General features: G+C 68.5%; 7 protein-coding genes and 1 tRNA gene. 1 reads left to right on the top strand and 7 read right to left on the bottom strand.

The features are described 5' to 3' along the window. Positions 1-344: 344 nt before the first annotated feature. The 7 genes from KN815_RS36725 to KN815_RS36695 form a co-directional block, all read right to left on the bottom strand. Complete coding sequence (locus KN815_RS36725; RefSeq protein ID WP_216346176.1) at positions 345-863, bottom strand: hypothetical protein; 519 nt, start codon at positions 861-863, stop codon at positions 345-347. 69 nt (positions 864-932) lie between these two features. Next, positions 933-1,523: an aminoacyl-tRNA hydrolase gene (pth, locus tag KN815_RS36720; RefSeq protein ID WP_216346175.1), complete on the bottom strand. Its 591-nt coding sequence runs from the start codon at positions 1,521-1,523 to the stop codon at positions 933-935. 84 nt (positions 1,524-1,607) lie between these two features. Then, positions 1,608-2,207: a 50S ribosomal protein L25/general stress protein Ctc gene (locus KN815_RS36715; protein ID WP_216346174.1), complete on the bottom strand. Its 600-nt coding sequence runs from the start codon at positions 2,205-2,207 to the stop codon at positions 1,608-1,610. A 200-nt stretch (positions 2,208-2,407) separates the two neighbouring features. Beyond that, a complete protein-coding gene (locus KN815_RS36710) occupies positions 2,408-3,385 on the bottom strand; it encodes a ribose-phosphate diphosphokinase (protein ID WP_216346173.1) in 978 nt (325 codons plus the stop codon). A 71-nt stretch (positions 3,386-3,456) separates the two neighbouring features. Next, a complete protein-coding gene (gene glmU, locus KN815_RS36705) occupies positions 3,457-4,914 on the bottom strand; it encodes a bifunctional UDP-N-acetylglucosamine diphosphorylase/glucosamine-1-phosphate N-acetyltransferase GlmU (RefSeq protein WP_216346172.1) in 1,458 nt (485 codons plus the stop codon). A 116-nt stretch (positions 4,915-5,030) separates the two neighbouring features. Continuing rightward, positions 5,031-5,102: transfer RNA gene (locus KN815_RS36700), tRNA-Gln, on the bottom strand. Positions 5,103-5,130: 28 nt separating this feature from the next. Next, positions 5,131-5,991, bottom strand: coding sequence for a hypothetical protein (locus tag KN815_RS36695; RefSeq protein ID WP_216346177.1), 861 nt, complete (start codon positions 5,989-5,991; stop codon positions 5,131-5,133). Between the two features lie 189 nt (positions 5,992-6,180). Here KN815_RS36695 and KN815_RS36690 point away from each other — a divergent pair. Further along, a partial coding sequence (locus tag KN815_RS36690) for a sensor histidine kinase (RefSeq protein WP_216346171.1) occupies positions 6,181-7,203 on the top strand: 1,023 nt, incomplete at its 3' end.

The following is a 7,203-nucleotide window of genomic DNA, read 5'->3' as shown; positions in this document are numbered from 1 at the left end:
CACGGTCAACGGCGTCGCGGCGGGCCTCCGCAACACGGGCTGACCAGGGCGTACGCCGCGACACCGGGCGGGCCCGCCCCCTGTGGGGAGCGGGCCCGCCCGGCGTATGTCGGGGAGTTGACGTTCCCGGGGGCTCCGCCTTCGGCCCCCCGATAAGCAGCGGGCTCCGCCGCTGCCCTGCCCCAGGGAAGGGCGGCGCCACGTCTTCCCCGCCGCGACGGCGAGTACCTCGACGGTGGAGTCCGGCGGTGCCGAACAGCCTGTGCCACGCGACCGGTCACCCCACGGCGGGTGGTCCCGGGACGAAGGGCGAGCCCAAGACCAGTGGGGGCACCCGGTGAGCGCTACAGCGTAAGCGTCGCGAAGGACGCGCCCAGCAGGGCCGCGCCCAACAGGCCCATCGTCCAGCCCGTGCGGCGCAGACCGAGGCCGCCCGCGACGATCAGCGAGGTGAGGAGGAGCGAGCCGCCGAACGGGACCCAGGCGTGGAGGATGCCCGCGACACCCGTACGCACGGCGCGGTCCGTGCCCGGCTTGAGGGCCACCGGAACCCGGTCGCCCGTCCCGTCCGTCACCGCCTTGTCGACCCGCACCCGGCCATGGGTCGCCCCACCCGCGCGGGCCGGGGCGAACGAACCGGTGCACCAGTCGTCGCCGCAGTCGGAAACCGTCACGGTGCCGCGCTCAAGCCCCTTGGTGAGCATCGTCGGCTTGGCCTCATCCCAGGACGACCACACCCCGGCCACCAGGATCAGCAGCGCGACAAGCCCCATCGCCACGTTCTTCGCCAGCAACAGAAGCCCGTACGCGCTCTCGCCCGCCCGTCGCGTACGGCTGCGCTTGGTCATACCGGTGGAAGCCATGGCGGCGATCCTCGCCATCCCCGGCCGCCCGGTCAACCTTCCACCGAACAAACGGGCGAACGGTGTTTTTCAGGAGTTGTACGTCCCCTGCGCGCGCTCCAGCCCATCCGCGATCAGCGTCTCCACCGCATCCGCCGCACGGTCCACGAAATAGTCCAACTCCTTGCGCTCCGCAGCGGAAAAGTCCTTCAGCACAAACGCCGCGACATCCATCCGACCCGGCGGACGGCCGATCCCGAAGCGCACCCGGGAGTAATCCGCACCCAGCGACTTGGTGATCGACTTCAGCCCATTGTGGCCATTGTCACCCCCGCCGACCTTCAACCGCAGCGCCCCGTAATCGATGTCCAATTCGTCATGGACCGCCACGACATGACCGACCGGCACCTTGTAGAAGTCCCGCAGCGCGGTCACCGGACCGCCCGAGAGATTCATGAACGACATCGGCTTGGCGACCACGACCCGGCGGCTCAACGGCCCCGGCGGACCCACCCGGCCCTCGACGACCTGCGCCCGCGCCTTATGCGCCTTGAACCGGGCACCCATCCGCCCGGCCAGCAGATCGGCCACCATGAAGCCCACATTGTGGCGATTGCCCGCGTACTCGCCCCCGGGATTGCCGAGGCCCACCACAAGCCAAGGGCTCGCGTCGTCCGTCATCTGGAAGTCTCTCCTTGAGGACGGCCGCCGCCCCACCACAGAGGTGGGACGGCGGCCGGAAAAGCGGAAGGGAGCAGCCGAAGACTACGCCTCGGAGCCCTCGCCCTCACCCTCGGCGCCCTCCTCGGCCGGAGCCTCGGCCTGGGCGGCGACCACCTGAAGCACGGCCGCGTCGTCCTCGACGGCCAGCGTGGTGCCCGCCGGGAGAGTGATGTCCTTCGCGTGGATGGTGGCACCCGCGTCCAGACCCGCGATGGAGACGGTCACCGACTCCGGGATGTGAGTCGCCTCGGTCTCCACCGGCAGAGCGTTCAGCAGGTGCTCGAGCAGGTTGCCACCCGGCGCCAGATCGCCCTCGGTGAGGATCGGCACCTCCACGGTGACCTTCTCGCCCTTCTTCACCAGCAGCAGGTCGACATGCTCCAGCACGCCGATCTTGATCGGGTGACGCTGCACGGCCTTCGGGATGACCAGCTCGTCCTTGCCGCCCTCGACCTTCAGACGCAGCAGCACGTTCGGCGTCTTCAGCGCCATCAGCAGGTCATGCGCCGGAAGCGTGACATGCAGCGGGTCCACGCCGTGGCCGTAGACCACGCCGGGAACACGGTCGGCCGCACGGGCACGCCGGGCCGCACCCTTGCCGAACTCGGTACGGGGCTGAGCGGAGATCTTGACCTCGGCCATGGGGCACTCCTCGTAGATCATTTACGGTGTGTGGGCGTCACCCGGCCCACGACAGACCTTGCTACGAAGAGCGCGTCGATAACGGACAGCCGCGATAAGACGCGGCCTCCCTCGCCGAGCAACCCCACGATTCTACCAATGGTTGAGGCCACCCCCTCACGGGAGTGGCCCCCAGAACCGGTCCGAGCAGGTTAAGCCGCTCACGCCTGCTCCTCGAACAGGCTGGTCACCGAGCCGTCCTCGAAGACCTCCTGCACCGCGCGAGCGATCGTCGGCGCCATCGACAACACCGTCACCTTGTCCAGCTCCACCTCACTCGGAGTCGGCAGGGTATTGGTGAACACGAACTCACTGACCTTCGAGTTCTTCAGCCGGTCCGCCGCCGGACCCGACAGCACACCATGCGTGGCCGTCACGATCACGTCCTCCGCACCATTCGCGAACAGCGCATCCGCCGCCGCACAAATCGTGCCACCCGTGTCGATCATGTCGTCGACCAGCACACACACCCGGCCCCGCACATCACCGACCACCTCATGCACCGTGACCTGATTCGCCACATCCGGATCCCGCCGCTTGTGCACAATCGCCAGCGGCGCGCCCAGCCGGTCACACCAGCGGTCCGCGACCCGCACCCGGCCGGCGTCCGGCGACACCACGGTCAGCTTCGAACGGTCGACCTTCGCACCCACATAGTCCGCCAGCACCGGCAGCGCGAAGAGATGATCCACCGGACCGTCGAAGAAGCCCTGGATCTGGTCCGTGTGCAGATCGACCGTGAGAATCCGGTCGGCACCCGCCGTCTTCAGCATGTCCGCGATCAGCCGCGCCGAGATGGGCTCACGGCCACGGTGCTTCTTGTCCTGCCGGGCATAGCCGTAGAACGGAACGATCACCGTGATCGAGCGCGCGGAGGCCCGCTTCAGCGCATCGACCATGATGAGCTGCTCCATGATCCACTTATTGATCGGAGTCGTATGGCTCTGGATCAAAAAGCAGTCGGCACCGCGCGCGGACTCCTGGAAGCGTACGTAGATCTCGCCATTGGCGAAGTCGAATGCCTTGGTCGGGACCAAGCTGACGCCCAGCTCATGGGCGACCTCCTCGGCCAGCTCGGGGTGGGCGCGGCCGGAGAAGAACATCAGTTTCTTCTCGCCGGTCGTCTTGATCCCGGTCACAACAAGTCTCCTTGGATGTCACTTTGGTGCACTTCTCACCGTACGCCCCGCACAGCGCACTTGTGCACATGTCACTGCTGGCCCTCGTCCTCCCGACGAGCGGCCTCGGCGGCCCGTGCCGCGGCACTTCCGGGGCGCTTGCGGGCGACCCAGCCCTCGATGTTCCGCTGCTGTCCACGTGCGACGGCGAGCGAGCCCGGGGGCACATCCTTGGTGATGACCGATCCGGCGGCGGTATAAGCACCGTCCCCGATCGTGACGGGAGCCACAAGCATGTTGTCGGCCCCGGTCCGGCAGTGGCTGCCGATGGTGGTGTGGTGCTTGTTCACACCGTCGTAGTTCACGAAGACGCTCGCCGCACCGATGTTGGTCTGCTCACCGATCGTCGCGTCGCCCACATAGGACAGATGCGGCACCTTGGTGCCCGCGCCGATCGTGGCGTTCTTCATCTCCACGTACGTACCCGCCTTGGACTTCGCACCCAGCCGCGTCCCGGGACGCAGATACGCGTACGGCCCCACACTCGCCCCCGCGCCGACCACCGCGCCGTCCGCGACCGTGAACGCCACGACCGCGCCCGCACCGACCGTGGTGTCGGTGAGCCGGGAATTCGGCCCCACCTCGGCATTCGCGGCCAGATGAGTGGCCCCCAGCAACTGGGTACCCGGCTGCACCAGCGCGTCCGGCTCGAACGTGGCCGTCACATCGATCCAGGTGGTGGCCGGATCGACGACGGTCACCCCGCTCAGCATCGCGCGCTCCAGCAGCCGGTCGTTCAGCAGCCTGCGTGCCTCCGCCAACTGCACACGGTTGTTGATCCCGAGGATCTCCCGGTGATCCGCCGCCACGCAGGCACCCACCCGATGCCCGGCCTCGCGCAGAATGCCGAGCACATCGGTGAGGTACTCCTCACCCTGACTGTTGTCGGTGCGCACCTTGCCGAGAGCGTCGGTGAGCAACTGCGCGTCGAAGGCGAAGACCCCGGAGTTGATCTCACGGATCGCCCGCTGCGTGTCGGTCGCGTCCTTGTGCTCGACGATCGCGGTGACGGCGCCGCTCGCGTCGTCCCGCACGATCCGGCCGTAACCGGTGGCGTCGGGGACCTCGGCGGTCAGCACGGTCACGGCGTTCCCGTCGCCGGAGTGCGCCACGGCGAGCCGCTGGAGCGTCTCGCCGGTCAGCAGCGGCGTATCACCGCAGACGACGATCACGGTGCCGTCGAGGGCGACCCCGCTGTCGGACAGCTCCTCCAGACCCATCCGGACGGCGTGCCCGGTGCCGTTCTGCTCATGCTGGACGGCGGTGCGCGCCTCGGCGTCGATCTCGGCCAGATGCGCGGAGACCTGCTCCCGGGCGTGGCCGACCACGACGACCAGATGCTCGGGCGAGAGCTCACGGGAGGCGGCGACGACGTGCCCGACGAGGGAGCGGCCGCAGAGGGCGTGCAGAACCTTCGGGGTCGCCGATTTCATGCGGGTGCCCTCACCCGCTGCGAGGACGACGACGGCTGCCGGGCGGTTGGCGCTCACGGGTGTGCCCTTCGGCTTCGGGGGTGGACACCCGCAGGATACCGAGAGGTTTCCGGGCGGAAAGGAAGGAGGGTCCCGAGCCGGACGGTCGGGACCCGGGAAAACGGAAGGTGAAGCTCCCCCGCCAGGACTCGAACCTGGAACAACCGGACCAAAACCGGTCGTGTTGCCGATTACACCACAGGGGATGGCAAAAGTGCCAAATCGGACAATCCGCTAGATCGTCGACCTGGCCCCCACCACTATGCCGTACCACCAGCCTTCAATGCGACGGTATAGGTCAGCGCTCTTGAGGACGCGGACCACCAGACAGCCCCGGTATCCCTCGCCCACGTTCTTACGAACCGTCTTCGGGTTGTGCTTCTTCAGCGTCGTTCTCTCGAGGGTGGTGACGTCCACGCCAATGAGCTCTGCCCAGTAGCGTTCCGCCTCGGCGACCTGGGCGGATTCGTGGATCATCACCCGATAGCGCAGCCGTTCGGGCTCGACGCCGAGCAGGGAAAGCCAGGCGAGATAGAGCTGGATCATGTCGGGGTCGCTGTTGATGAAGGTGGCTCTTTCGGTGGGATTGTGCGGCTTGCTCTTCGAGCCCTCGGACCAGTAGAGCCCCACTCCCACCAGGAACAGCTCCCGGTCCGTCAGCTTGCCGACCTCCCGCGCCGCCGCGAGCTTCGTCCGCTGCCGTTCGATCTCCCGCTGCCGCAGCGTCGCCTCCCACCCCCGCTTCGCGATGGCCGAAGCCTCCTCCCGGGTGCGCGGCGGCCGGTCCGGTTTCGGCAGGTCGCGGACCCAGAGCGAGATGGAGCTCTTGGAACAGCCGAGCTCCAGTTGGATCCTGTCGTAGGTCATCCCCCGCAGTCGCATCTCGCGCGCCCTGGCCCGGAGGTCGTCCTTGGCGTTGGGGCGCTTTGTCCACTCGGGTGGCGGCTCGCCCTCCAGGAGGCGGTTCAGGATGTCGTTGTTGCTCACCTTCAGTCGGTCGCGGATCTGTCTGCGGCTCATCCCCTCCTTCCGTAATGCGATCGCCCGATCTCTCAGTTCTTCGAACGTGGTCGACCCGTCGAGGAGGCCGCCCATGCTGTCGCCGTCGCGGCGCCGTGGTGCGTTCATGGCCACAGGGTCGTTCGGCATGCGGACGCGCCGGGTCGAAAACGTGGGCGATTCATTCGTTCGAGTTAAATGGGCGGTTTTACCTGATGTTCGAGTCTCTTGTGCGCCGCCGTGTCCCCGGGTAATGCGCTGGCGCCCGGCCGTAGGCTGGTCGCTATGAGTTCGACGGGGGAAGAGGCGACGGGCGCGCGGGGCGTGCCCGTGGGGCCGTGGTGGTGGTCGCGGCGGCGGAGTATGGGGCTCGATGTCCTGCTCGCCGTGGTGTCGGCGGTGGAGTGTGCCGTAGAGGGTGTCTTCTTCGCGCATGAAGCCCGGATTCCGGTTGCCGCCGGGGTGCTGATGGGGGTGGTCGTCGGGGCCACGCTGGTGTTGCGGCGGCGCTGGGCGATCGCCGTGGTGCTGATATCGATCGCGATCACGCCCGCCGAAATGGGTCTGCTGCTGGGTGTCGTGTCGCTGTACACGCTGGCCTCGTCCGAGGTGCCGCGCCGGATCACGGCGCTGCTGGCCGGGATGGCGGCGGTGGGGAGCTTCCTGGTCACGGTGATCGGCCTTCGGCAGGACAATCCGCAAAGCGGGCTGGGGACCTCCGTGTGGGAGGCCCCGATGTTCGCCATGGTGCTCACGTTGGGGCTGACCGCTCCGCCGGTGCTGCTGGGGCTGTATGTCCGGGCCCGGCGGCGGCTGGTGGAGAGTCTGCGGGAGCGGGCGGACGGTCTGGAGCGGGAGCTGTCGCTGCTGGCGGATCGGGCGGAGGAGCGGGCCGAGTGGGCGCGTAATGAGGAGCGGACCCGGATCGCCCGCGAGATGCATGACGTGGTGGCGCACCGGGTGAGCCTGATGGTGGTGCATGCGGCGGCGTTGCAGGCGGTGGCGCTGAAGGATCCGGAGAAGGCGTCGAAGAACGCGGCGCTGGTGGGCGATATGGGGCGGCAGGCGCTGACGGAGTTGCGGCAGATGCTGGGGGTGCTGCGGTCGGAGGATGGTCTGCGGGCTCCGGGTGCGGCTTCGGCGGCTGTCGCTTCGGGGTCTGGGCCCGCTGCCGGGGGTCCGGTCGCCGATGCGGCCGGGTCGTCCGCGGATGCCGACGGGTCGTCCGCGGATGCCGCGGGGTCTTCTGCCGAGGAGCGGCCGCTGGCGTCGGTGGCGGCCGCGGCTTCGGCGGCGGCGCGGGCCGCG

Origin of the sequence: Streptomyces niphimycinicus, assembly GCF_018883605.1 — a bacterium.
GTDB classification, from domain to species: Bacteria; Actinomycetota; Actinomycetes; order Streptomycetales; family Streptomycetaceae; genus Streptomyces; species Streptomyces niphimycinicus.
This window is presented reverse-complemented; position numbering and strand designations above follow the sequence as displayed.